The sequence below is a fragment of the Bradyrhizobium sp. CCBAU 25360 genome (assembly GCF_028128695.1).
In the GTDB taxonomy this organism is placed as follows: Bacteria; Pseudomonadota; Alphaproteobacteria; order Rhizobiales; family Xanthobacteraceae; genus Bradyrhizobium; species Bradyrhizobium ottawaense.
Genome location: NZ_LBJA01000041.1, coordinates 257,501 through 281,651, shown reverse-complemented (window position 1 = coordinate 281,651; position 24,151 = coordinate 257,501). Strand labels below are relative to the sequence as shown.

The 24,151-nt window shown below is 64.5% G+C and carries 23 protein-coding genes; 11 read left to right on the top strand and 12 right to left on the bottom strand.

Annotation, left to right across the window (positions count from 1 at the left end):
- Nucleotides 1-123: 123 nt before the first annotated feature.
- Nucleotides 124-930 (bottom strand): response regulator, encoded by an 807-nt coding sequence (locus XH81_RS22945; protein WP_026201627.1) that lies wholly within the window; start codon nucleotides 928-930, stop codon nucleotides 124-126.
- 219 nt (nucleotides 931-1,149) lie between these two features.
- Between XH81_RS22945 and XH81_RS22940 the strand changes: the two genes are divergently transcribed.
- Together XH81_RS22940 and XH81_RS22935 are read left to right on the top strand one after the other, a co-directional pair.
- Entirely contained in the window at nucleotides 1,150-1,380 is a 231-nt protein-coding gene (locus XH81_RS22940) for a NepR family anti-sigma factor (RefSeq protein WP_028139965.1), read from the top strand.
- Nucleotides 1,380-1,928, top strand: a complete 549-nt coding sequence (locus XH81_RS22935) for a sigma-70 family RNA polymerase sigma factor (RefSeq protein WP_018316216.1) — start codon at nucleotides 1,380-1,382, stop codon at nucleotides 1,926-1,928. The genes XH81_RS22940 and XH81_RS22935 overlap by 1 nt, the downstream gene beginning before the upstream one ends.
- Before the next feature lie 100 nt (nucleotides 1,929-2,028).
- On the opposite strand, the gene XH81_RS22930 is transcribed toward XH81_RS22935, so the two are convergent.
- The 8 genes from XH81_RS22930 to XH81_RS22895 all read right to left on the bottom strand — a co-directional run bounded on the left by XH81_RS22930 (nucleotide 2,029) and on the right by XH81_RS22895 (nucleotide 11,288).
- Nucleotides 2,029-2,727: a nitroreductase gene (locus XH81_RS22930; RefSeq protein ID WP_028139964.1), complete on the bottom strand. Its 699-nt coding sequence runs from the start codon at nucleotides 2,725-2,727 to the stop codon at nucleotides 2,029-2,031.
- A gap of 137 nt (nucleotides 2,728-2,864) precedes the next feature.
- Nucleotides 2,865-4,109, bottom strand: coding sequence for an acyl-CoA dehydrogenase (locus XH81_RS22925; protein WP_028139963.1), 1,245 nt, complete (start codon nucleotides 4,107-4,109; stop codon nucleotides 2,865-2,867).
- Nucleotides 4,110-4,236: 127 nt separating this feature from the next.
- The gene (locus XH81_RS22920) at nucleotides 4,237-5,478 is read right to left on the bottom strand and encodes an acyl-CoA dehydrogenase (RefSeq protein ID WP_028139962.1); all 1,242 of its coding nucleotides are present in this window, start codon (nucleotides 5,476-5,478) and stop codon (nucleotides 4,237-4,239) included.
- Between the two features lie 142 nt (nucleotides 5,479-5,620).
- A complete protein-coding gene (locus XH81_RS22915) occupies nucleotides 5,621-6,748 on the bottom strand; it encodes an acyl-CoA dehydrogenase family protein (RefSeq protein ID WP_028139961.1) in 1,128 nt (375 codons plus the stop codon).
- Between the two features lie 183 nt (nucleotides 6,749-6,931).
- On the bottom strand, nucleotides 6,932-8,803 hold the full coding sequence (locus tag XH81_RS22910) for an AMP-binding protein (protein ID WP_028139960.1): 1,872 nt from the start codon (nucleotides 8,801-8,803) through the stop codon (nucleotides 6,932-6,934).
- A gap of 43 nt (nucleotides 8,804-8,846) precedes the next feature.
- Nucleotides 8,847-9,653, bottom strand: a complete 807-nt coding sequence (locus tag XH81_RS22905) for an enoyl-CoA hydratase/isomerase family protein (protein WP_271596369.1) — start codon at nucleotides 9,651-9,653, stop codon at nucleotides 8,847-8,849.
- Nucleotides 9,654-9,814: 161 nt separating this feature from the next.
- Complete coding sequence (locus tag XH81_RS22900) at nucleotides 9,815-10,573, bottom strand: SDR family NAD(P)-dependent oxidoreductase (protein ID WP_028139958.1); 759 nt, start codon at nucleotides 10,571-10,573, stop codon at nucleotides 9,815-9,817.
- 55 nt (nucleotides 10,574-10,628) lie between these two features.
- Entirely contained in the window at nucleotides 10,629-11,288 is a 660-nt protein-coding gene (locus XH81_RS22895; RefSeq protein WP_173019825.1) for a TetR family transcriptional regulator, read from the bottom strand.
- Between the two features lie 150 nt (nucleotides 11,289-11,438).
- Between XH81_RS22895 and XH81_RS22890 the strand changes: the two genes are divergently transcribed.
- Together XH81_RS22890 and XH81_RS22885 are read left to right on the top strand one after the other, a co-directional pair.
- Nucleotides 11,439-12,611, top strand: a complete 1,173-nt coding sequence (locus XH81_RS22890) for an acetyl-CoA C-acetyltransferase (RefSeq protein WP_028139956.1) — start codon at nucleotides 11,439-11,441, stop codon at nucleotides 12,609-12,611.
- 178 nt (nucleotides 12,612-12,789) lie between these two features.
- The gene (locus tag XH81_RS22885; protein ID WP_038974665.1) at nucleotides 12,790-14,334 is read left to right on the top strand and encodes an acyl-CoA synthetase; all 1,545 of its coding nucleotides are present in this window, start codon (nucleotides 12,790-12,792) and stop codon (nucleotides 14,332-14,334) included.
- A 110-nt stretch (nucleotides 14,335-14,444) separates the two neighbouring features.
- On the opposite strand, the gene XH81_RS22880 is transcribed toward XH81_RS22885, so the two are convergent.
- Complete coding sequence (locus XH81_RS22880; protein WP_038974666.1) at nucleotides 14,445-14,987, bottom strand: methylated-DNA--[protein]-cysteine S-methyltransferase; 543 nt, start codon at nucleotides 14,985-14,987, stop codon at nucleotides 14,445-14,447.
- 135 nt (nucleotides 14,988-15,122) lie between these two features.
- Between XH81_RS22880 and XH81_RS22875 the strand changes: the two genes are divergently transcribed.
- Together XH81_RS22875 and XH81_RS22870 are read left to right on the top strand one after the other, a co-directional pair.
- On the top strand, nucleotides 15,123-15,941 hold the full coding sequence (locus tag XH81_RS22875) for an alpha/beta fold hydrolase (RefSeq protein WP_038974667.1): 819 nt from the start codon (nucleotides 15,123-15,125) through the stop codon (nucleotides 15,939-15,941).
- Nucleotides 15,942-15,943: 2 nt separating this feature from the next.
- Entirely contained in the window at nucleotides 15,944-16,756 is an 813-nt protein-coding gene (locus XH81_RS22870; protein WP_038974668.1) for an alpha/beta fold hydrolase, read from the top strand.
- Between the two features lie 38 nt (nucleotides 16,757-16,794).
- On the opposite strand, the gene XH81_RS22865 is transcribed toward XH81_RS22870, so the two are convergent.
- A complete protein-coding gene (locus XH81_RS22865; RefSeq protein ID WP_038974669.1) occupies nucleotides 16,795-17,250 on the bottom strand; it encodes a carboxymuconolactone decarboxylase family protein in 456 nt (151 codons plus the stop codon).
- 95 nt (nucleotides 17,251-17,345) lie between these two features.
- Here XH81_RS22865 and XH81_RS22860 point away from each other — a divergent pair, with 95 nt between their 5' ends.
- The 5 genes from XH81_RS22860 to XH81_RS22840 all read left to right on the top strand — a co-directional run bounded on the left by XH81_RS22860 (nucleotide 17,346) and on the right by XH81_RS22840 (nucleotide 22,763).
- Nucleotides 17,346-18,215 carry a sigma-70 family RNA polymerase sigma factor gene (locus XH81_RS22860; RefSeq protein WP_095425163.1) on the top strand — a complete coding sequence of 290 codons (870 nt, stop codon included), beginning with the start codon at nucleotides 17,346-17,348 and terminating at the stop codon, nucleotides 18,213-18,215.
- A 178-nt stretch (nucleotides 18,216-18,393) separates the two neighbouring features.
- On the top strand, nucleotides 18,394-19,071 hold the full coding sequence (locus tag XH81_RS22855) for a GntR family transcriptional regulator (protein WP_038974671.1): 678 nt from the start codon (nucleotides 18,394-18,396) through the stop codon (nucleotides 19,069-19,071).
- 143 nt (nucleotides 19,072-19,214) lie between these two features.
- Nucleotides 19,215-20,015: a phytanoyl-CoA dioxygenase family protein gene (locus tag XH81_RS22850; protein WP_038950644.1), complete on the top strand. Its 801-nt coding sequence runs from the start codon at nucleotides 19,215-19,217 to the stop codon at nucleotides 20,013-20,015.
- Nucleotides 20,016-20,177: 162 nt separating this feature from the next.
- On the top strand, nucleotides 20,178-21,491 hold the full coding sequence (locus tag XH81_RS22845; protein WP_038974672.1) for an NAD(P)H-dependent oxidoreductase: 1,314 nt from the start codon (nucleotides 20,178-20,180) through the stop codon (nucleotides 21,489-21,491).
- Between the two features lie 183 nt (nucleotides 21,492-21,674).
- Complete coding sequence (locus XH81_RS22840) at nucleotides 21,675-22,763, top strand: TRAP transporter substrate-binding protein (protein WP_028139955.1); 1,089 nt, start codon at nucleotides 21,675-21,677, stop codon at nucleotides 22,761-22,763.
- Nucleotides 22,764-22,978: 215 nt separating this feature from the next.
- Here the strand turns inward: XH81_RS22840 and XH81_RS22835 are convergent, their stop codons facing one another.
- On the bottom strand, nucleotides 22,979-23,587 hold the full coding sequence (locus tag XH81_RS22835) for a hypothetical protein (RefSeq protein ID WP_028139954.1): 609 nt from the start codon (nucleotides 23,585-23,587) through the stop codon (nucleotides 22,979-22,981).
- Nucleotides 23,588-24,151: the final 564 nt, after the last annotated feature.

Genomic DNA, 24,151 nt, shown 5'->3' with positions numbered 1-24,151 from the left:
GGGATCAATGCAGGAGGTATGAGCGGCGAAGCCGACGCACGTCAAGCACGGCAGGCGAAACGAAAAATCCGGCGTGCCTTGCAGCACGCCGGATCGGATCGTTTGGCCAAATGGCCAGCTCTATTAAGCCGCCGGCGCCTTCGGTGTGCGGTTGCGCGAGTTGCGCTGGAAGAACAGAGCCTGGCTCGCCACCGCCGAGACCATCGCGGGCTGGAACGGTTTTGAGATCAGGAAGGCCGGCTCCGGGCGCTCGCCGGTGAGGAAGCGCTCGGGATACGCGGTGATGAACACCACGGGCACCTCGAACGTGCGCAGCAGCTCGTTGACAGCGTCGAGGCCCGACGAGCCGTCGGCGAGCTGGATGTCGGCGAGGATCAGGCCGGGCCGCTTGTTCTTGGCCAGCGCCACCGCATCGGCATGCGTGCGCGCGACGCCGACGACATTGTGGCCGAGATTCTTCACCAGGCTCTCGAGGTCCATGGCGATGAAGGTCTCGTCCTCGATGATCAGCACGTCGGTGGCGATCTCGGCGGCCATCTCGCGTCCGGCGGCATCCGCAAGCCGCCGCGTCTCGGCGACGTCGGTGCCGAGGATGTAGCCGACTTCCTCTTCCGAAAATCCCTCCAGCGAGAGCAGCAGGAAGGCCTGGCGCGGCAACGGCGTGATGTTCGACAGCCGCCGCTCCGGCGGCATCGGCAAGGTCGTCACCTCGGAATCATCGTTGACGGAGACCGAATTCCAGATCTGGGTGAACAGCCGGAACAGGCCCGCGCGCGGCCCATGGCTCTCGTCCAGCACCGAGGGATCCCCCAGCATGGCTTCCAACATGGCTGCGACATAGGCGTCACCGGAGGCCTGGCTGCCCGTCAGGGCGCGTGCGTACCGGCGCAACAACGGCAAGTGTTCAGCAACAAGCTGTGAACGGGACATCCCCACTCCATTCATCTTCGGGCCAACCTTAAGGTCCAGGCAATCCGAGGGGGGCCCGGGTTCCCCTGCTGGGCTGATTACGCCTCAGGCCAAGAAAAGTTCCGTCTGAGCGGGAACTTTTTCTCGAACCTCGAATTGAGCCTATCCAGGGAACGGCTCCCGGTTGAGAAAACCTCTCGATTTTACAGTCACTTAACTCGGGGAAACGTGGAACAGGTCATGAAAGATCTCAAGTCTCAAGCCAGCAGAAGCACGACCCCCGGCAAGGGAGGCCTCACTCCGGAGATTCAATCCCGGATCGGGCACCAGTTGCGCGCCATGTATGATGATGTCGTGCGACAAGGGGTTCCAGATCGGTTCGCAGAGCTGATCAAGAAGCTTGATGCGCCGGGAGCGACACCCCACGTGGGAAATGAGGGCGGATCCAACGACAACAATGGGAGGGATTAATGCCTCTCACGGACTCCCTGCGTAATGACATCCTGGCGGCCGTGCCCAGTCTGCGCGCGTTCGCCATTTCGCTCAGCGGCAATGCGGACCGCGCCGATGATTTGGTCCAGGAGACGCTGCTCCGCGCGCTCGCCAACATCGACTCGTTCCAGCCCGGCTCCAATCTGCCGGCATGGCTGTTCACGATCCTGCGCAACCTTTTCCGCTCCGACTATCGCAAGCGGCGGCGCGAGGTCGAGGACGCCGAAGGCAACTACGCCAAGACGCTGAAGACACAGCCGTCGCAGAACGCGCATCTCGAGTTCGAGGAGTTTCGCACGGCGCTCGACAAGCTTCCACAGGACCAGCGTGAAGCGCTGATCCTGGTCGGCGCCTCCGGCTTCTCCTACGAAGACGCGGCCTCGATCTGCGGCTGCGCGGTCGGCACGATCAAGAGCCGCGTCAACCGCGCGCGGTCGAAGCTCGCCGCGCTGCTTTATGTCGATGGCGCCGAGGACTTTGGCCCGGACGAGACCGTGCGGGCCGTGATCGGCGGCAGCGGCGGCTGACGGCCGGCGTCAACCCGAGCTCAGATGAGATGAAGACGGCCGTTCTCACGGCCGTCTTCGCGTGCGTCCGGCAGCGATAGCGCAGAGCTACGCCGCTTGATCACTCGTCCGCGAAGGTCACGGTCTCGGCCACGCTGGCGCGCGAGGTGCGGTAGCTGTTGACCTTGTGGGCGTCGTCGGCATAGCCGAACGAAATGCCGCAGACGACGCGGCGATCGTCGGGCAGATTGAAGTGGCGGCGGATCAATCCGGAATGCCGCGCGAGCGCCGCCTGCGGAATCGTGCCCAGCCCGAGCGCCTGCGCGGCCAGCATGAAATTGCTGACATAGGCGCCGCAATCGATCGCACCGTAAATGCCGAGCGGCTCGTTGGTGTGAATGATGGCGACATGCGGCGCGCCGAAGAAATTGTAGTTCTCCAGCGCCTGCCTGGCGTAGGCGCTTCTGTCGCCCCTGATGATGCCGAGCGTGTTGTAGAGCTGAAAGCCGCTTTCGCGTCGGCGTTCCAGATAAACACCGACATACTCGCGCGGCGGCGTGAAATCGTAGTCGTCGCCGAGACCGCCCGAGGCTTCCGCGTAGATCGCCTTGCGGAAGCGCTCCTTGGCCTCGCCGCTGGCGATGATCACCTGCCAGGGCTGGCTGTTGCACCAGGACGCAGTGCGCTGCGCGGTGGTCAGCACATGCTCGATGGTCGCGCGGTCAACCTCTTTGGGAAGGAAGGCCCGGACGGAGTAGCGCTCGTTGAGCAGCTCTTCGAGTACGCCGATGCGATCGGTTTGTTTGACGGTAGCGTCCATGGTTCAGCTCGCGCTCTTCTCGTAGGGTGGGCAAAGGCGCATCGCGCCGTGCCCACCGACAGACTTGCTCCGGAGCATCTGCATATGGTGGGCACGCTTCGCTTTGCCCACCCTACGAGATGCAGCGAGAGGTGATATCACCGCCCCTTGGTCGGGATCTTGTTGTACGGCACGTCCTTGTCGACGCGGATGTCGCCGGGCAGTCCCAGCACGCGCTCGGCGATGATGTTGCGCAGGATCTCGTCGGTGCCGCCGGCGATGCGCATCGAGGGCGAGGACAGCAGCATCTGCTGGAACTGGCCCTGCACGGTTTCCTCGTCGCTGCCCGTGAGAACACCGGCCGCGCCTTGCAGGTCCATAGCGTAGGTCGCGATGTCCTGCAGCATCATGCCCGACACCAGCTTGCCGATCGAATTCTCCGGGCCTGGCCGCTCGCCCTTCGACAGCGCCGAGATCGTACGGTAGCTCGTGTATTTCAGCCCGCTCGACTTGGCCGCCCAGCTCGCGAGCCTGGAACGCACCGCAGGATCGTCGATCGCGAGGCCATCTTCCAGCATCAGATTGGAGCAGAACTCGAACATTTCCGGGACGCCGGTCGCAAGGCGCGAGCCGATCGACATGCGCTCGTTCATCAGCGTGGTCAGCGAGACGCTCCAGCCCTCGCCGACAGCCCCTAACCGCTGGCTGTCTGGGATCACGACGTCGGTGAAATAGACCTCGTTGAACTCCTGCATGCCATTGGCCTGCCTGATCGGACGCACCTCGACGCCGGGGCTCTTCATGTCCAGGAAGAACATGGTGAGGCCCTTGTGCTTGGGCACGTTCGGATCGGTGCGCGCGATCAGAAGGCCGTAGTCGGAGTAATGCGCGCCAGAGGTCCAGATCTTCTGGCCGTTGACGATCCAGTTATCGCCCTTCTTCTCCGCGCGGGTGCGCAGGCCCGCAACGTCCGAACCTGCGGACGGCTCCGAGAACAGCTGGCACCAGATCTCCTCGCCCGAAGCCAGCTTCGGCAGATAGCGGCGCTTGGCGTCCTCGCTGCCGAAGGCCATCACGGTCGGGCCGCACATGCCCTCGCCGATCTGGAACGGCTGCGTCAGCTTGCCGTAGACACCCTCTTCCTGCTGCCAGATCACCTTCTCGATCGGCGTCGCGCCACGGCCGCCATATTCCTTCGGCCAGTGCAGGCAGGCCCAATTGCCTTCGAACTTCCTCTTCTGCCAGGCCTTGCCGACATCGACGATGTCTTGCTTGGCAAGGCGAATGCGGCCGAGCGAGGATTTTGACAGCTCGGCATGCAACTCCTTCGGCGCATTGGCGTCGATCCATTGGCGCGCGGAGGCGCGGAACGCGGCTTCCTGCGGGGTGTCGTCGAAATTCATCTTCGAGCTCTCCTCTCTCGTGCCCCGGACGCGGCGCAGCGCGGAGCGGTGCGCTGCAGAGCCGGGGCCCATCGTAGTTTCTGGATCCCGGCTCGCCGGCGCGTTGCGCCGCGTCCGGGACACGCATTCATCTTCCCTTCGTCGGGATCTTGTTGAACGGCACGTCCTTGTCGACCCTGATATCGCCGGGCAGGCCCAGCACCCGCTCGGCGATGATGTTGCGCATGATCTCGTCGGTGCCGCCTTCGACGCGGGTGCCGGGCGCGCGCAGCAGCATCGCCTGGAAACGGCCGGCGAGCTCGCCATCCTCGCCGCTGACGACGCCGCCCGCACCCTGCAGGTCCAACGCGTAGGTCGCAACGTCCTGGATCATCGAGCCCGCCACCAGCTTGCCGATGGAATTTTCCGGCCCCGGCCGTTCGCCTTTCGACAGCGCCGAGATCGCGCGCATGCTGGTGTATTTCAGCCCGCTCGCCTTCACCGCCCAGTTCGCCAGCTTCGAGCGTACCGCGCGATCTTCGATCGCGGGGCCGTCGTCGAGCATCAGGCTCGAGCAGTACTCGAACAGCTCCGGAAATCCGGTCGCGACGGCCGCGCCGATCGCGCTGCGCTCATTCATCAGCGTGGTCAGCGAGACGTTCCAGCCGTCGCCGACCTCGCCGAGGCGCTGATGATCAGGAATCCTGACGTTGGTGAAATAGACCTCGTTGAAGTCGGAAGCGCCGCTCGCCTGCTTGATCGGCCGCACTTCGACACCCGGGCTCTTCATGTCCAGGAAGAACATGGTGAGGCCCTTGTGCTTGGGCACGGTCGGATCGGTGCGCGTGAGCAAGATGCCGTAGTCGGAATAATGCGCGCCCGAGGTCCAGATCTTCTGGCCGTTGATGATCCAGTCGTCGCCGTCCTTTTCCGCGCGCGTGCGCAGGCCGGCGACGTCAGAACCGCCGGCCGGTTCGGAGAACAGCTGGCACCAGATCTTTTCACCGGAGGCCAGCGGCGGCAGATAGGCGCGCTTATGCTCCTCGCGCGCGAACGCCATCATGGTCGGCCCGCACATGCCGTGGCCGATGATGAACATGCGGGACAGCAGTCCGAACGGCCCTTCCTCCTGCTGCCAGATCACGCGCTCGATCGGCGATGAGCCGCGGCCGCCATACTCTTTCGGCCAGTGCAGACAGGCCCAGCCGGCGTCGGCCTTCTTTTTCTGCCAGGCTTTTGCGACCTCGAGAATGTTGGCGTTTTTCAACTGCGTGCGGCCAAGCGAGGATTTGCGCAGCTCGTCCTCGTATTGCTTGGGCGCATTCGCACCGATCCAGGCGCGCGCGGTGGCGCGGAACTCGGCTTCCTGCGGGGTGTCGTCGAAATTCATGGTCTCATCTCTCGGTTCGTTCCCCGGACGCTGCGGAGCACGAAGTGATGCGCTGCAGAGCCGGGGTCCATTGCGGCCTCTGGGTCCCGGCTCTGCGAAGCGGCATTACATGCCGCATCGCGTCCGGGATACGGGCGGCGGATTACGCCGCGTTCTTCTTGCGCATGCGGTCGATCAACTGGTCTTCCCAATAGCTGAGGCTGCCGAGCCCGAGCGCCATGGCGTTGGCGCGGCGGTAGTACATGTGGCAGTCGAACTCCCAGGTGAAGCCCATGCCGCCGTGGACCTGGATGTTGTTCTTGGCGCAGTGCTGGAACGCCTGCGTCGCGCTGATGCGCGCGGCAGCGGCGGCTTCCGGCAATTCAGCCGCGTTGGTCGAAAGTGCCCAGGCACCGTAATAGCTGTTGGAGCGCGCCAGCGTGGCCGAGACATACATGTCGGCAAGCATGTGCTTGACCGCCTGGAACGAGCCGATCTGGCGGCCGAAGGCGATGCGATCGAGTGCGTAGTCGCGGCCCATTTCCAGCGCACGGTCGGAGCCGCCGACCTGCTCGAACGCACAGAGCACCGCGGCGCGGTCGAGCACCTGGGTCAAAATGCTCCATCCTTCGCCGGTAGCGCCGAGCGGCTCGGCCTTGCAGTCTTTGAACGAGATCTCGGCCTGCCCGCGGGTCGGATCGAGGTTGGTGAGGCTCTTCACCTCGACACCGCCGGCTTTCAGGTCCACCAGGAAGAGCGAGATGTCGCTGTCGCGGCCGCTCGACCCGGTCCGCGCGGCAACGACCGCGAAGTCGGCAATCGCACCATCGGGGACCGGCTTCTTGACGCCGTTGAGCACGCCGTTCGCAGCCGTCAGCTTGACGTTCTTCGGCGACGGATTGCCCTTGCCCTCGAACAGCGCCAGCGTGCCGATCCCCTCGCCCGAGGCAATCGCCGGCAGCCATTTCTTCTTTTGCGCCTCGCTGCCTGCGATCAGCAGCGCTTCGGCGGCGAGATACACGGTCGACGAGAACGGCACCGGCGCGTTCGCGCGGCCCATCTCCTCGGCGATCACGCAGAGCTCGAGATGGCCGGCGCCCGCGCCACCGAACTCCTCGGGGATCGCGACGCCGAGGAAACCCATCTCGGCGAGGCCCTTCCAGAGTTCCTTGTCGTAAGGCGCCTTGCCGTCGAGCACCACACGCACCGCCTTCGGCGAGCATTTTTCGGTGAGGAATTTGCGCGCCTGATCGCGGAGCTGCTTCTGGTCGTCGGAGAAATCGAAGTTCATGGCGGGCTACCTCTTATTGTCTGTCGCTTGTATTGATGCTGTCATTCCGGGGCGCCGCCTAGCGGCGAGCTATGATGCGCAATTGCGCATCTGAGAATCCATTTCGCTAGGCGTATGAGGCCTGATGGATTCCGGGCTCGCGCTGCGCGCGCCCCGGAATGAGGAGGTGAGAGGGGTGGGTTCTCATCGCAGCACGATCACATCTTCATCCGGCTTGTCGGCATAGAGCCGCTCGACCAGTGTCGCGCGGCGTTCGAGGCCGGCGCGCTGGTTGATGTAGCCCTTGTCGGTGAGTTCGTTGCCGTCGATCGAGGGCGGCTCGACCATCAGCATGGCGCGCGCGATGATGCGGCTGCTGGCACCTTCGCACTCCCTGTTGTGCGCCTCTAGCCCGCGCTTGAAGCAGGCGACGATCTCGGGGTGCTTCACTGCGTCCTCGAAGCTCAGCTCGGGATTGCCGACGAGTTGCCGGCAGGCGTGCAAGTTGGGCCAGGCGAGCAGGCCGATGAACGGGCGGTCCTGCCCCGCGACCAGCGCGTCGTGCACGACAGGCGTGGCCGCCGCGATCGCATCGGTCCGCAGCGAGCCGACATGCACGAAGGTGCCGGTGGTGAGCTTGAAGTCTTCGACCACGCGGCCTGCAAAGATGATGCCCTTCACCGGATCGGCATCGTCGACGAAGATGCCGGCATCGCCGATGCAGTAAAAGCCTTCCTCGTCGAACATCTTCTTTGTCAGCTCAGACTGGCCGAAATAGCCCGGCGTAACGTTGACGCCGCGCAGCCGCAATTCGTATTTCGAGCCGCACGGCACCATCTTCAACTCGACGCCGGGGAATGGCAGGCCGATCAGGCCGACGCGCTCGGTGTCCCAATAGGTGCCGGTCGAGGTCGGCGCGGTCTCGGTCGAGCCCCAGCCGGTGTAGAACACGATGCGTTCGCCGGTGGTCTTCACGGCGAGAGCCTGCATGCGATCGTAGAGATCATCAGGCAGCCGCGCGCCGCCATAGGCCATGATCGACAGGTTCTTGAAGAACGAGCGGCAGAGCGCATCATCCTTTTCCATGGCGGCCGCGAGCGCCGCGTAACCGGCCGGTACATTGGCGTAGTAGGTCGGCGAGATCTCGCGCAGGTTTCGCAGCGTCTCCTCGAACTGGCCCGGCATCGGCCGGCCATCGTCGATATAGAGCGTGCCGCCATCGACCAGGATCGGGTGGAACGCCGCGTTGCCGCCCATGGTGTGATTCCAGGGCATCCAGTCCAGCATGGTCGCAACAGGACCATCAGGCGAGCGCGGCCGCACCTGCATCATCATCGCCGCATTGGCGCACATCATCTTCTGCGTGTTGATGACGGCCTTGGGCATGCCGGTCGAGCCTGACGTGAACAGCAGTTTGCCGACGGTGTCGGGCGTGATCTTGGCGATCGACTCCTCGACGTCCTTGGTCACCGGAGTTGCCGCGAGCTCAGCAAAGCTGACGCTCTTGATGCCCTCACATGGCCGCGCGACGTGAACCACGGTGACGCCGGTGAGTTCGATCGCCTTCAGTGCCTTCTCGAAGGTCGGGCCGTCCTGCACCATCACCACGGCCGGCTTGATCAGATCGAACAGATACTTCAGCTTGACGTGATCGTGGCTCATCAAGGAATAGGCCGGCGACACCGGCGCCGCTGGCGAACGCGCCTGCATCGCGGCCTGCGTCATCAGCGCATGCTCGATCGAATTGCCGGAGAGGATCGCAACGGGGCGACCATCGAGTCCCAGGTTGAGCAGACCTTGCGTCAGCGCATCCACGGTGCGCTTGGCTTCGCCATAGGACACCTTGCGCCATTCGCGGTTCGGACCGCCGCGCTGCGCCAGCCAGATGCGCTCGGGCGCTTCCTTCGCCCATTTCGCCAGCGATGCCGGAATGTGCTTCTCGTAAGCTTGCAGCGGAATGCGCGACTTCAGCACCACTGTGCCGTCGCTGCGGCGCTCGACGTCGATGTCGCGCGCGAGCCATTCGATCTTGCGAAAGGCGGGCTTCGTCATCACAGCCGCCGCGCTTCCACTCATTTTGCGTCTCCCGGAATTATCGTCCTTTGCGGATCGTTCTCGTTCAGCGCTTGATATAGACAGGCTTTCGCTTCTCAAGGAAGGCCCTGATGCCTTCCGAGAATTCCTCGGAACGGCTGCACAGGACCTGGTTGCGATCTTCCATAGCGATAACTGCTTCCAGCGATCCCGCATCGACGCTCATGTTGAGGCATTCCTTGGAGAGACGCAGGCCCACGGGCGACGCCGTCATCATCGCCTCGACATAGGGTTCGGCCGCCGCATCGAGCTTGTCTTCCTCGACGACCTCCGAGACCAGCCCGACCGCCAGCGCGCGCTCGGCGCCGATGAACCGGCCGGTGAGGATCAGCTCCGACGCCACGGACACGCCGACCAGCCGCGGCAGGAAATAGCTGGTGCCGATGTCGCAGCCGCCGAGGCCGAGCTTGATGAAGGCGCAGTTCATCCGCGCCGATTTCGTCGCGATGCGGATGTCGGAGGCAAGCGCCAGCGCAAAACCGCCGCCAGCCGCCGCGCCCTGCACGAGAGAGATGATTGGCTGCGGACACCGCCGCATCAGCATCACGATGTCGGCGATGCGGCGCTGCGAGTCGAGCGACTCGGTGACGTCAGGCGGCTCCTGTTGCCCGGCCCGGCGGGCCATGGCCGCCTTGAGATCGAGGCCCGCGCAGAAATTCTTGCCGGCACCCTTCAGCACCACGACACGCGTGTCGCGGTTACGCTGGAGGCCCTGGAAATAAACGTTGAGCGCATCGATCAGCGCGGGATCGAGCGCGTTGAGGCTGTCAGGACGATTGAGCGTCACCCGGTCGACGCCGTCATCATGCTCAATCAGCAGCGGTTGGGACATGGGGCGCTCCTCCTCACTGTCGTCCCGGCCAAGCGAAGCGCGAGCCGGGACCCATAACCACAGGCGTTTGTTGTTTGCGCACCGCGTCTGCCAGCGCGCCCGCCACAGACGCCGCGGAGTATGGGTCCCGGCTTTCGCCGGGACGACAGCGGAGTTTGCAGCTACCTCGGCGCCATGCGGATGGCACCGTCGAGACGGATGGTCTCGCCGTTCAGCATCGGGTTCTCGACGATATGCACCGCGAGCGAGCCGTATTCCTTGGCGTCGCCAAGGCGCGAGGGATGCGGCACCTGCGCGCCCAGGCTCTTGCGGGCCTCCTCGTTCAGCCCCATCAGCAGCGGCGTGAAGAACAGGCCGGGCGCGATGGTGTTGACTCGGATCTTCTGGCTGGCGAGATCGCGCGCGGCCGGCAAAGTCAAACCGACGACGCCGCCCTTCGAGGCCGAATAGGCGATCTGGCCGATCTGTCCTTCGTAAGCGGCAACCGAGGCCGTATTGATGATGACGCCGCGCTCTTCACCGACTGGCTCGATCGTGACGAGGCGCTCGGCGAACAGCCGCAGGCAGTTGAAGGTGCCGATCAGATTGACGTTGATGATGCGCGCGAACTTCTCCAGGGGATAGACGCCGTCGCGGCCGACGATGCGCTGCGAGCCGCCGATGCCGGCGCAGTTCATCAGCACCCGCGCAACGCCATGCGCGGCTTCCGCCTTGGCGATCGCGGCCTTGATCTGCTCTTCGCTGGTGACGTCGGCATGGAGCGCCACGCCCTTCACCTCGGCCGCGACCTTCTCGGCATTCTCCTTGTTCTGGTCGATCACGCCGATCCTGGCGCCCTTGGCCGCCATGGCGCGGGCGGTCGCCTCGCCAAGGCCCGAACCACCGCCGGTGATGAGAACGGCTACGTCTTTCAATTCCATGACAGGCTACCTTTCCTTGGACGTTTCTTCTCTAGACTTGAGAGTTGCGGCCGGATCATCCGGCCGCGGCAGCTTCCCCGGCTTGCGTGAGGATGCCGCCGCAGATCAGCGTTTCCATGTGCTTGATATATTGCCGGCAGACGTCGTCGGTGACCGGGCCGACGCCGGTCGCGCGGGACATCGCGTGCCGGCCAAAGAACAGATGATCGCAGGCGCCGATCAGGCTGGTGTAGAACAGCACCGGATCGGTGGCGCGAAATTCGCCCTGGCTGACGCCCTCGGCGAGCAGGCGGCGGTGAAAGTCGAGCAGCGGCGCCACGAAGAACTTTGAAACTTCGTCCGCGGAGCCGGCGACGCTCTCGTGCAGGAGATAGTGGATCAGCCGGTTCATATAGGGGAACCGGTGATAGGCGCGGATGATGCCGCCGATATGCAGCTTGAGCTTCGCCGTCGCCGTAATCGGCTGCGCCAGCAGATATTCGAGATTGGACATCTCGGTCGCGGCATCCCGCGCGAGCAGTGCCAGCAGCAGGCCGTCCTTGTTGCCGAAGTGATATTTGACCAGCGCGGCGTTGGCGCCCGACTTCTGGGCGATGTCGCTGAGCGAGATCTCGATCGAGGAGCGTTCGATCATCAGCTCGCTCGCGGCCACGAGCAATTTCTCTGCCGTGGAATTTTTTCCGCTGGGGAGCCTGTTCGGTACGCTGGTAGCCACGGAGATCCCTGAATGCACCTCGAGAGGCACGCAGATAAGCCCAAGCAGCGCCTCATCACAAGAATTAATTGATCGATTGACTAAATCATCTTGCGTCCCTTAAATCCGCCCCGACAACCGACCCAATCAAGAATTCAGGGAGAAACCGACATGGCCGAGGCTTACATCGTCGCCGCTGCGCGTACCGCGGGCGGGCGCAAGGGGGGCCGTCTCGCTGGCTGGCATCCGGCCGATCTCGCGGCAAAAGTGCTGAACGAGTTGGTCGACCGCACCAAGGTCGATCCTGCGCTGGTCGAGGACGTGATCATGGGCTGCGTCATGCAGGTCGGCGAACAGTCCAACAATGTCGCGCGCAACGCGATCATGGCCTCGAAGCTGCCGGAGAGCGTGCCCGGCACCTCGATCGACCGTCAGTGCGGCTCCTCGCAGCAGGCGCTGCACTTCGCCGCGCAAGCGGTGATGTCCGGCACCATGGACGTCGTGATCGCCGCCGGCGTGGAATCGATGACGCGCGTGCCGATGGGCCTGTCCTCGCAGCTTCCCGCCAAGAATGGCTTTGGCAATTACAAGAGCCCGGGCATCGAGCAGCGCTATCCGAACATCGTGTTCAGCCAGTTCACCGGCGCGGAGATGATGGCGGAGAAGTACGGCCTGTCGAAGGATGATCTGGACGAATACTCCTATAACAGCCATCAGCGCGCGATCGCGGCAACGCAAGCCGGCCACTTCAAGAAGGAGATTGTGCCGATCGAGATCATCCGCGCCGACGGCTCCAAGGACACCCACCACATCGACGAAGGCATCCGCTTCGATGCCACGCTCGAAGGCATCAAGGGCGTCAAGCTGATCGCCGAGAACGGCAAGCTGACCGCGGCCAGCGCCAGCCAGATCTGCGACGGCGCCTCCGGCGTCATGGTGGTGAACGAGCGTGGCCTGAAGCAGCTCGGCGTCACACCCCTGGCGCGCATCCATCACATGACCATGACCGGCGGCGATCCCGTGATCATGCTCGATGCGCCCCTGCACGCCACCAAGAAGGCGCTGGAAAAGGCCGGCATGAAGATCGGCGACATCGACCTGTTCGAGGTCAACGAGGCCTTCGCCTCGGTGCCCACGGGCTGGCTCAAGACGACCGGCGCCGATCCTGACAGGCTCAACGTCAACGGCGGCGCCATCGCGCTCGGCCATCCGCTCGGCGGCTCCGGCACCAAGCTGATGACAACGCTGGTCCACGCCCTGCACCAGCGCGGCAAGCGCTACGGCCTGCAGACCATGTGCGAAGGCGGCGGCATGGCGAACGTGACGATCGTGGAGCGATTGTAAGCTACTGCCGCCACACTAACGGTGTCGTCCCGGCGAAAGCCGGGACCCATACCGCGAAATCTATCGATAGTGGTTGGTCGCAGTACCGAACGACGATCCTCTGCCAAACGACGCCCTGTGGTTATGGGTCCCGGCTTTCGCCGGGACGACATCTCGTGTGCCTTTGGGACCTGCGCTCATGACTCACCCCTCCATCCACGCCCGCACCACGCCGAACAAGATCGCCTACCAGATGGCCGGCACCGGCAAGGCGATCACCTATCGCGAGCTCGACGAGCTTTCGAACCAGGGCGCGCATCTGTTCCGCTCGCTCGGCCTCACGGCCGGCGACCACATCGCGCTGCTGATGGAGAACCGCCTCGCCTTCATGGAGCTGTGCTGGGCCGCGCAGCGGAGCGGGCTCTATTACACCGCGATCAGCCGCTATCTGAAGCAGGACGAGATCGACTACATCATCGCTGATTGCGGCGCCAAGGTCGTGATCACCACGCCGAAATGCGCCGACCAGATCAAAGGCCTGATCAAGGGCACCCCCGGCGAGCCGGTCTTCTACATGATGGACGAGCCACAGCCCGGCTTTCGCTCCTACGACAAGGAGGCCGCGGCGCAGCCGACCACGCCTGTTACGGATGAGGTCGCCGGCTACGACATGCTGTATTCGTCCGGCACCACCGGCCGGCCCAAAGGCATCAAGAAGGCGTTCGAAGGCAACAGGATCGACGTGCCGAACGCCTTCCTGCGCGTGCTCTGCGCCGACATGTGCGGCATGAACGCAGAGAGCACCTATCTCTCGCCTGCGCCGCTCTATCACGCGGCTCCCTTGCGCTTCAACATGATGGCGGTCGTGCTCGGCGGCACCTCCATCATCATGGAGCATTTCGACGCCGAGGAATTCCTCAAGCTCGTCGAGAAATACAAGGTCACCCAATCACAGCTGGTGCCGACCATGTTCGTGCGCATGCTGAAGCTGCCGGACGAGGTTCGCAACCGATACAACGTCTCCACGCTCAAGGGCGCGATCCACGCCGCCGCTCCCTGCCCGATCGACGTCAAGGCGAAGATGATCGAATGGTGGGGGCCGATCCTGATCGAGTATTACGCGGGCTCGGAAGGCAACGGCGTCACCGTCTGCAATTCGCAACAATGGCTGGAGCATCGCGGCAGCGTCGGCCGCGCCGTGGTCGGCAAGATCAAGATTCTGGACGAGAACGATGAGGAGCAACCGCTCGGCGAGATCGGCACGGTCTATTTCGCCGACGCGCCCGCGTTCACCTATCACAACGACCCCGAGAAGACGAAGAAGGCCTACAACGCGAAAGGATGGTCGACGCTCGGCGATGTCGGCTATCTCGACAAGGAGGGCTTCCTCTATCTCACCGACCGCAAGTCCTACATGATCATCTCGGGCGGCGTGAACATCTACCCGCAGGAGACCGAGGACGTGCTGATCACCCACCCCGACGTCGCCGACGTTGCGGTGTTCGGCGTGCCGAACGAGGAGATGGGTGAAGAGGTGAAGGCGGTGGTGCAGCCGCACGACATGAGCCGCGCCGGCAAGGCGCTCGAGGCCGATTTGATCGCCTATTGCAAGGGCCGCCTCTCCGCCATCAAGTGCCCGCGTTCGATCGATTTCGAAGCGGAGCTGCCGCGCACGCCGACGGGCAAGCTGGTGAAGCGGCATTTGCGCGACAAATATTGGCCGAAGACCGCGACGAAGATTTAGCACGCGGTTCGTAGGGTGGGTTAGCGAAGCGTAACCCACCTCTTCTGCTTCTGCGGAGACAAAGGTGGTGGGTTACGCCTTCGGCTAACCCACCCTACGCTGCCGTAGTCTCAATCAAACAAACTCGGCGTGTGGTTCACCAGCGCGCCTTCGATCTCGAGCATCTTCAGCTTCGTCACCACGCCGCCATTCGCCGAGAAGCCGCCGGGCTTGTTGCCGGCAGCCAGCACGCGATGGCAGGGCACCACGATCGGGCACGGATTGTGGCCGAGCGCCTGGCCGACGTCGCGCGACAGCTGGACGCCGCCGAGCTGCTTGGCGATGTCGCCATAGGTGAGGGTCTTGCCGGGCGGGATGGCGCGGGCGATCTCGTAGACGCCGCGGTTGAACTCGGGCACGCCGTCGAGATCGAGCTCGATATCGGTGAGGTCATCCGGCTCGCCCGCGAGCAGTTTTGTCATGCGGTCGATCGCCTCTTGCACCTCAGGGGTCGGCTCGGCCTCAACGGCATCACCGTGGCGCTGGCTGATGCGGGTGCGGATCTTCTGCTCGCCGCCCATCGGCAATTGCGTGCCGTTGATGCCGCGCGGGCCCCAGGCGATGGCGCAGAGGCCGATCCTGGTGTCGAACAGGGCGAAATGCTGGTCGGTCATGGCTTGGTTCCTGGCTTGCGTTGCCTCGCATGCCCCCAATGTGATCTCGGGCCAAATCTAGGCTTGGAAATAGTTGCGATCCACCCGGTTTCCGGGAATCTTGCACAGGAGTTCCAACCCCTTCGCGAGCTAAGAATGCAGGGCCTCCACGTCAACGGATACGACATGCCCTATCTCGATGTGGGCGAGGACAGCGGCCGGCCGCCGCTGGTCTGCGTGCACGGCTCGCTCAACGACTTCCGGGCCTGGGGCTGCGTGCTCGGCCCACTGACCCAACGGCACCGGGTGATCGCTGTCAGCCTGCGGCACTTCTTCCCGGCGCGATGGGACGGCATCGGCGACACCTACTCGATCGCCCAGCATGTCGACGACGTCATCGCCTTCATCGAGAAGCTCGATCTCGGCCCAGTCGACCTGATGGGCCATTCCCGCGGCGGGCACATCTGTTTCCGCGTGGCGCAGCGGCGGCCAGATCTGTTGCGGCGGCTGATCCTGGCCGAGCCCGGCGGCGAACTCGATGCGAGCCTCGACCCCGATTATGCCGGCGGGCCCTCGCCGCTCCTGGCGCGCTTCGTGGCCTCGGCCGAGAAGATCGCCGCCGGCGATGTCGACGGCGGCCTCGCCGTGTTCGTGGACACGCTGGAAGGCGCCGGCACCTGGCCGCGGCTGCCGGCGATGGTGAAGCAGAATTTGCGCGATAATGCCTATACGCTGATCGGGCAGGTCCGTGACAACCGCCCGCCGTTCTCGAAGGCGGATGCGGAGCAGATCAAGATGCCAACGCTGTTCATCCTGGGGGCGCGGACCAAGGGCCTGCTGCCGAAGGTGCTGCATGCGCTCGCCGCGCATGTGCCCTATTCCAAGACGGCGATCATCCCGAACGCGACGCATCCGATGTTCGAGCAGGCGCCGCAAAAATACTCCGAAGTGGTTCTCGACTTCCTGGCGAGCTGATCATGCACACATTTCGCGTCAACGGTTACGACATGGCCTATCTCGAAGTCGGAGAGGGCCATCCACTGGTCTGCGTGCACGGCACGCTCGGCGACTTCCGCACCTGGTATTCGGTGCTCGGCCCGCTGTCGAAGACGCATCGGGTGATCTCGGTCAGCCTGCGGCATTTCTTCCCCGAGCATTGGGACGCCGTCGGCGACGATTACAAGATGGCGCAGCATGTCGCCGATATGATCGCCTTCATCGAGCAAGTGAGGCCCGGCCCCGTCGACCTGATGGGTCATTCGCGCGGCGGACACATCGCGTTTCGCGTGGCGCAGGCGCGGCCTGATCTGGTGCGAAAGCTGGTGCTGGCCGAGCCGGGCGGCGATCTCGACGCATCGCTGCCGGTGCCGGAAGGCACGCCCGCGCATCCGCCGCTGGCCGCGCGCACCGCGCGATCGGTCGAGATGATCCGCGCCGGCGATATCGAGGCCGCGCTGCAGAATTTCTACGAGGGCATCGAGGGTGACGGCTCGTGGCGGCGAGTGCCGGCAGCGGCCAAGCAGCAGCTGCGCGACAACGCGCTGACGTTCCTCGGCCAGATCAACGAGCAGCGCAGGCCCTACACGCTCAGCGATGCGCAGGCGATCCGGACGCCGACGCTGCTGATCGGTGGGGGGGCGACAACGGGAAGCCTCTCGGTGATGTGGCGCGTGCTTGCCGAGCATATCGCAGGTGCCCGGACGGCGGTGATTCCGAACGCCGGCCACTGGATGTTCGAGCAGGCCCCGCTTGAGTTCGGCGAGGTGGTGAGCAGATTCCTGGCGGAGTAGGTGCTCCCTCTCCCCGCAAGCGGGGAGAGGTGAAGACCTCACACCTTCCAAACACCCACCGGCATCTTGATCGCCGCATTCAGCCGGTTCCAGACATTGATGGTCGCAATCGAGAGGACCAGCGTTGCGAGCTCGCGCTCGTCGAAATGCTTGGCGGCCTCATTCCAGATCGCATCCGGTACCGGGTCCTCGCGATCGGCGAGGCGCGTGACGGCCTCGGTCAACGCCAGCGCGGCGCGCTCGGCGTCCGAGAAATAGGGCGCGTCGCGCCAAGCGGACACGGCGAACAGGCGCTCGTCGGTCTCGCCCAGCTTGCGGGCGATCTTGGGATGCATGTCGACACAGACGCTGCAACCGTTGATCTGGCTGGCGCGCAGGTGCACCAGTTCCAGGAGCTTTTCCGGCAGACCCTGCTTGGTCAGATTACCGAGGGACTGCAGGACATTCATGGCCTCGGGGAGGACCATGACAGGGTGATTCATGCGGGCGTGCATCTTTTTCGTCTCCATCGCTCGAATTGCGAAGGTTCCGGTCACACCGGATTGGCTTCGTCATGGGCATGACGGATCGCGACGAGGGAATGTGACCGATGACCGAAAAAAACTTCGAAGACAATTTTCTCAGCCACCAGTTCGAGGCCAGCAGGGACCATCTGCGCGCGGTCGCCTACCGGATGCTGGGCTCCGGCGCAGAGGTCGACGATGCCGTGCAGGAGGCCTGGCTGCGGGTCAGCCGCTACGACATGTCCGATGTCGCGAATTTGCGCGGCTGGCTGACGACCGTGGTCGCGCGCATCTGCCTCGACATGCTGCGCGCGCGGAAGTCGCGCAAGGAAGAGCCGATGGGCCCGCATGTGCCGGAGCCGGTCGACGAAACGCGGGAGCGCGAAGCGGAGATGGCCGATTCCGTCGGCGCGGCGCTGCTCGTCGTGCTCGAGACTTTGCAGCCGGCGGAGCGGCTCGCCTTCGTGCTGCACGACATGTTCGCAGTGCCCTTCGAGGAGATCGCGCCGATCGTCGGCCGCTCGGTCGACGCGTCGCGACAGCTTGCAAGCCGGGCGCGGCGGCGCGTGCAGGGGGCACCGGTGCCCGAGACCGACCTGTCGCGCCAGCGCGGAATCGTCGATGCTTTCCTCAAGGCATCGCGCGAGGGCAATTTCGAGGGGCTGCTCGCCGTGCTCGATCCCGACGTCGTATTCCGCGCCGATATGGCCGCGGTGCGGCTCGGCTCGCTGCCTGAGATCCGCGGGGCGGACGCGGTCGCGCAGCTCTACAAGGGCCGCGCCCAGGCCGCGCGGACGGCGCTGGTCGACGGCGAGATCGGCGTTGCCGTCATTCTCGGCGGACAGCTGCGCATCGCGCTGCGTGTGACGTTCAACGGCGAACGTATCGCCGGGATCGAGGCGCTGGCCGATGCGGAAGGGATCGCCGCGCTGGAGGTGGAGGTGCTGGAGGGCTGAGGCGGGCGCCTTTTTGCGAAAACAACCCTATGCACAGTAGACGGGCACAGTAATATCAATGACTTAGTGGAGCAGCACGGGGCGCCATGGCGTGGGCGCGGAGCCCGTCTTGACGCCCTTCCCCTCCCGCGATACCGTCGAATACGGAATTCCGTATTCCCTCGTAGGAGCCGCCGGCGTGATCCCTCTCGACCCGCTCCCGAACCTGATCGACCAGGTCTATGCCCGGATCCTGGAGGCGATCTCCGACCGCACGCTTCAGCCCGGCCAGCGCATCCGGCAGAACGAGCTCGCCGACAGGCTCGGCGTGTCGCGCCAGCCTGTCTCGCATGCGCTGCACCTGCTGCACCGCCAGGGTCTGGTCGCCGAGAGCGGACGGCGCGGCTTTGAGGTCACCCAGCTCGATCCCGCGCGCATCCGCCAACTCTACGAGGTGCGCGGCGCGATCGACGCGCTGGCCGCGCGGCTTGCGGCGAAGCGCGCCGCCAGCGACGCGGCAGGACGCGCACGGCTGGAGGCTGCGTTCGCCGCGGGGCGCGGCATCGACCGCAACACGACACTCACTGAACTGATCGTGCTCGACGTGGATTTTCACCGCGCGATCTATCAGCTCGCCGGCAACCCCGTGATCGAGGAGACCATTGCGCCGCAATGGCCGCACATGCGCCGCTCGATGGCGACGGTGCTGTCGGAGCTCGACTACCGCGGCAGCGCCTGGGCCGAACATGCCGATATCGCCGGACACATTCTCGCGGGCGACGTGAAGGCGGCCGAAGCCGCCGCGCTGGCGCATGCGCAGACGGCGGGACGGATGACTGAGGAGAGATTGAGGGCGAGCGAAGAGGCGGCGGCGTAGCGACAAACGCCGTCATTCCGGGCGCGCGACAGCGCGCCCCGGAATCCATCGGGCCTCAGAAACTGCGGAGAAATGGATTCCGGGCTCGCGACTTCGTCGCGCCCCGGAATGACAAAAACAAACAAAACAGGAGGAAACGGCCCATGAAACTGTCTCAGGAGCAATTGGAGTTCTTCCACCGCGAGGGCTGGCTGTTCCTGCCCGAGCTGTTCAGCCAGGAAGAGGTCGATCTGCTGGCGCGCGAGGCGGTCGGCATCTACGACGCAAACCGTCCCGAAGTCTGGCGCGAGAAGAGCGGCGCGCCGCGCACGGCTTTTGCCGCGCATCTCTACAATGAGGCGTTCGGCCTCCTCGGCGCGCATCCGCGCATGATCGATCCGGTCGAGCAGCTGTTCGGCGAGCCCGTCTACATGCACCAGTTCAAGATCAACGCGAAATCGGCCTTCACCGGCGATGTCTGGCAATGGCACCAGGATTACGGCACCTGGAAGCGCGACGACGGCATGCCGGAGCCGCGCGCCATGAACATTGCGATCTTCCTCGACGAGGTGATGCCGATCAACGGCCCCCTGATGCTGGTGCCGCGCAGCCAGAATGCCGGCGATCTCCAGGCCTCGCATGATCTCGCCACCACCTCCTATCCGCTGTGGACGCTGGACGAGGCGACGGTGACGCGGCTGGTGAAGGAGGGCGGCATCGTGGCGCCGACCGGCAAGCCGGGGGGCATGCTGATGTTCCACGGCAATCTCGTGCACGGCTCGGCCGGCAACATCACGCCCTTCCCACGCAAGATCGTGTACCTGACGCTGAACGCCGTCTCGAACTACATCCGCAATCCCACGCGGCCGGACTACATCGCGCATCGCGACTTCGCCCCGATCAAGACGGTGGACGACGACGCGCTGCTGCGGCTTGCCCGTGCACCAAGGCAAGCGGCGGAGTAGTCTCTCACTGTCATTCCGGGGCGACGCGTAGCGTCGAGCCCGGAATCCATAACCACCATCGGGAGTATGGATTCCGGGCTCGCGACTTCGTCGCGCCCCGGAATGACGACGTTGATAGTTCGCGTGGTCCCCCGATCACAACTGCAATCCTGGACATTTCCCATGAACCTCTTCCGCCTCCTCCAGGCTCGCGCTTCCGCCGGCAAGCCCGTTCGTGTCGCGCTGATCGGCGCGGGCAAGTTCGGCTCGATGTTTCTCGCGCAGGTGCCCCACACGCCGGGGCTGGAAGTGCCCATCATCGTCGACATCGACCGCGACCGCGCACGCGAGGCCTGCCGCACGGTCGGCTGGAGCTCTGAGCGGATCGCCGCAACGGTCTTCACCGATGACGGCGCGCGCGCCATTGCCGGCGGCGCGATGGACGTGGTGGTGGAGGCGACCGGAAATCCCGCCGTCGGGATCAGGCATGCGCGCGCCGCGATCGCGGCGGGCAAGCATATCGTGATGGTCAACGTCGAGGCCGACGTGCTGGCAGGTCCGCTGCTCGCCGAGGAAGCGCGCAAGGCGGGCGTGGTCTATTCGCTCGCCTATGGCGACCAGCCCGCATTGACCGCGGAGATGGTCGACTGGGCCCGCGCCACAGGTTTCCGCGTGGTCGCCGCCGGCAAGGGGACAAAATACCTGCCGGCCTATCACGACGTGACGCCTGACGGCGTCTGGCAGCATTACGGCCTCACCGCGGGCGAGGCACAATCGGCCGGCATGAATCCGCAGATGTTCAACTCCTTCCTCGACGGCACCAAATCGGCGATCGAGATGGCTGCGATCGCCAATGCCTGCGCCCTCGACGTACCCGCGGACGGCCTGCTGTTTCCGCCCTGCGGCGTCGACGACCTCCCGCACATCATGCGGCCGCGCTCGCGCGGCGGCGTGCTGGATCGGGCGGGCCTGGTGGAGGTCGTGTCCTCGCTCGAGCGCGACGGACGGCCGGTGTTTCGCGACCTGCGCTGGGGCGTCTATGTCGTGCTGGAGGCGCCGAACGACTACGCCGCCGACTGCTTCAGGCAATACGGCCTCAAGACCGACGCCAGCGGACGCTATGCTGCAATGTACAAGCCCTATCATCTGATCGGGCTCGAGCTGAATATCTCGGTGCTGTCGGCCGCGCTGCGCGGCGAGCCAACCGGCCAGGCCAGCGGCTTCCGGGGCGACGTCGCAGCGGTCGCCAAGCGCAATTTGCGCGCGGGCGAGATGCTGGACGGCGAAGGCGGCTACACGGTGTGGGGCAAGCTGGTACCGGCGGCAGCAAGCCTGAAGGCCGGCGCCTTGCCGATCGGACTTGCGCATCGCCTGAAGCTGAAACACGACGTCGCACACGGCGCGGTGGTGCACTGGAGTGACGTCGAGTTCGACGCGGGCAATGAGACGGTGAAGGTTCGAAAGGCCATGGAAGCCGCGTTCGCAGCGCAGCATTGAACGGCAGCGACGATAGCGCAACCAAAGTGCGCTTGATTTGCGCTCCCCCTTTGGTCATCCTGACCGCGATCCGGGACATCCAAATCTCGGACGCCAAGAAACGTCGGCCAGCGGCGAAGATAAAGCGACGCAAGATCGCGATCCCTCGTCGAGGACACGACATCACAGGAAGAGGGGAGACGCATGGAACGTCGTAAGTTTCTGACGGCAGGCGGGCTGGGCCTGGCCGCGAGTGCAGTTGCCGCGCCGGCCGTTGCACAATCGATGCCCGAGGTGAAATGGCGGCTGGCGGCGAGCTGGCCAAAATCACTCGATACGCTCTATGGCGGCTGCGAATATTTCTGCAAACGTGTCGCCGAGATCACCGACAACCGCTTCCAGATCCAGCCCTTTGCCGCCGGCGAGATCGTGCCCGGCCTGCAAGTGCTCGACGCCGTCTCGAACGGCACCGTCGAGATCGGCAACACTGCGCTCTATTACTATTGGGGCAAGAACCCGGCATTCACCTTCGGCACGTCGCTGCCGTTCGGTCTCAACACCCGCCAGCACATCTCCTGGCTGTTGTGGAATGGCGGTCAGGAGATGCTCAACGATCTGCTGAAGGAGCATAATGCGATCGGCGTTCCGACAGGCTCGACCGGTGCCCAGATGGGCGGCTGGTTCCGCAAGGAGATCAAGACCGTCGACGATCTCAAGGGCCTGAAATTCCGCGTCGGCGGGTTCGCCGGCACCATCATCTCGAAGCTCGGCGGCGTGCCGCAGCAGATCGCGGCCGGCGACATCTATCCGGCGCTGGAGAAGGGCACGATCGACGCGGCCGAGTGGGTGGGCCCGTATGACGACGAGAAGCTCGGCTTCGTGAAGGTCGCGAAGTACTACTACTATCCGGGTTGGTGGGAAGGCACCGGCCAGGGCCACAACATCATGAATCTCGAGAAGTGGAATGCGCTGCCGAAACATTATCAGGCGGCGATTTCGGCGGCCTCGCTCGATACCTTCACCTGGGTGACCGGCAAGTACGACTCGGTCAATCCGCCCGCGCTCAAGCGGCTGCTCGCCGCCGGCGCGATCCTCAAGCCATTCCCCCAGGAGGTGCTCGAGGCCTGCTATGGCGCGGCGGGCGAGATCTACGCCGATCTCGCCAAGAGCAATCCGCATTTCGGCAAGATGTATGCGAGCCTGACCGCCTACCGGGCCGACTCGCTGGCCTGGATGCAGGTCGCCGAGCTCAGCTTCGACAGCTTCATGATGCGGATGCGGACGCGGACGTAATCGCACTGCGCTGCGAGGCGCGAAACGACAAAAGCCCCGGAGATGTCTCCGGGGCTTTTCTGTTGCGTCGATGAAGCCATCGTAGGGTGGGCAGAGGCGCGACAGCGCCGTGCCCACGATCTCACGCATGTGGACAGGGATGGTGGGCACGCTTCCGCTTTGCCCACCCTACGGCAGTGATTGCGTGGCGCGAGCAATCGCGCCGCAGACCTTGCTCAATTCTCGTCATCGCCGAGCGCTGCGACCAGCTTGTCGTAGTACTTGGCGACGAGATCGATGTTGGCCTTGTTCTCAACCGCAGGTGCCGGCGTCTTCAGCGCCTCGTTGAGCTCGTCGAGCGCTTCCTTCTTGTCCTTGGCCGGCATCTTCTTGTCGGCCTGGAGCTGCGCGATCTGCGCCTTGATCACGGCTTCGGGGCCGACATACTTCTTGGTCGCGGGATCGAAGCCGCCGATCACCAGGCTGATGTTGTCGACGACGTTGTTGTAGTCGTCATAGCCGGCAAAGCCGTGCTTCTTGGCGACGCCGTCGAGCTGCGCGATCACCTTCTGGTCGGGCGCGGTGTTTTCAGGGAGTTTCTCCGTGATCGCGTCCATGTCCTTTTGCGCAGCGAGCACGCCATCGAGCTGCTTATCGGTCAACGCGATCTGCTTGAGCGCCGGAGCCTGAGCGGGCGCAGCCTGCGGGGCCGGTGCTGTCTGTTGAGCCGGCGCGGCCTGCTGTTTGGCTTGCGCGAATGCAGAGCCGGACGAGGCGAGCGATGCCGCGGACAGAAGGCACGCGACGCCGAACGCGGTGAGGGCGGGACGAAGCAATGCTGGCATGGAAGTCTCCTCGTGAAGGGGCAGGTTTGTCGTGGAGCGAACCCTTGGCGATCGAACGCTAGGGAACTTGAAATGAACTCCGTATGAACTCCGCTCACTCCTGCTAGCGGCCGATCATGGCTGAATGATCACAACCCTGTGGAGCCCTCGGGGATCACCAAACATTGTTCGGCATGCAATCCATCTGTTGTGCGGCCGGCCTGCGTTGACGAGCTTGATCCGCGTTCTCCTGAGAGACCTGCATGCTGACCTATCGAGAATCCATTGCGGTTCGGCGACGTTCAGCCTCGCGTCAGAAATCGCCGAGATGACGACTTGCGACTGCTCACTGTGCTGGCAGAAGAACGCGGACGACCAAGGTGCACGAGCACGCGCTCACGGTGTAGGCGGCGAGGATCTCTTGCCGATCCACGAATGGAATACGCAGCGCGCCAAACATTTCTTCTGCTCCCGTTGCGCCGCCGACACGTTTCACCGCGTGCCGCCGCGCCGGATCATTTCGCCGTCAACGAGTTCTGTCTGTAGTTTTCGCCGAGCTCGGTGCCGGTGCGCGCGACCGAGGAT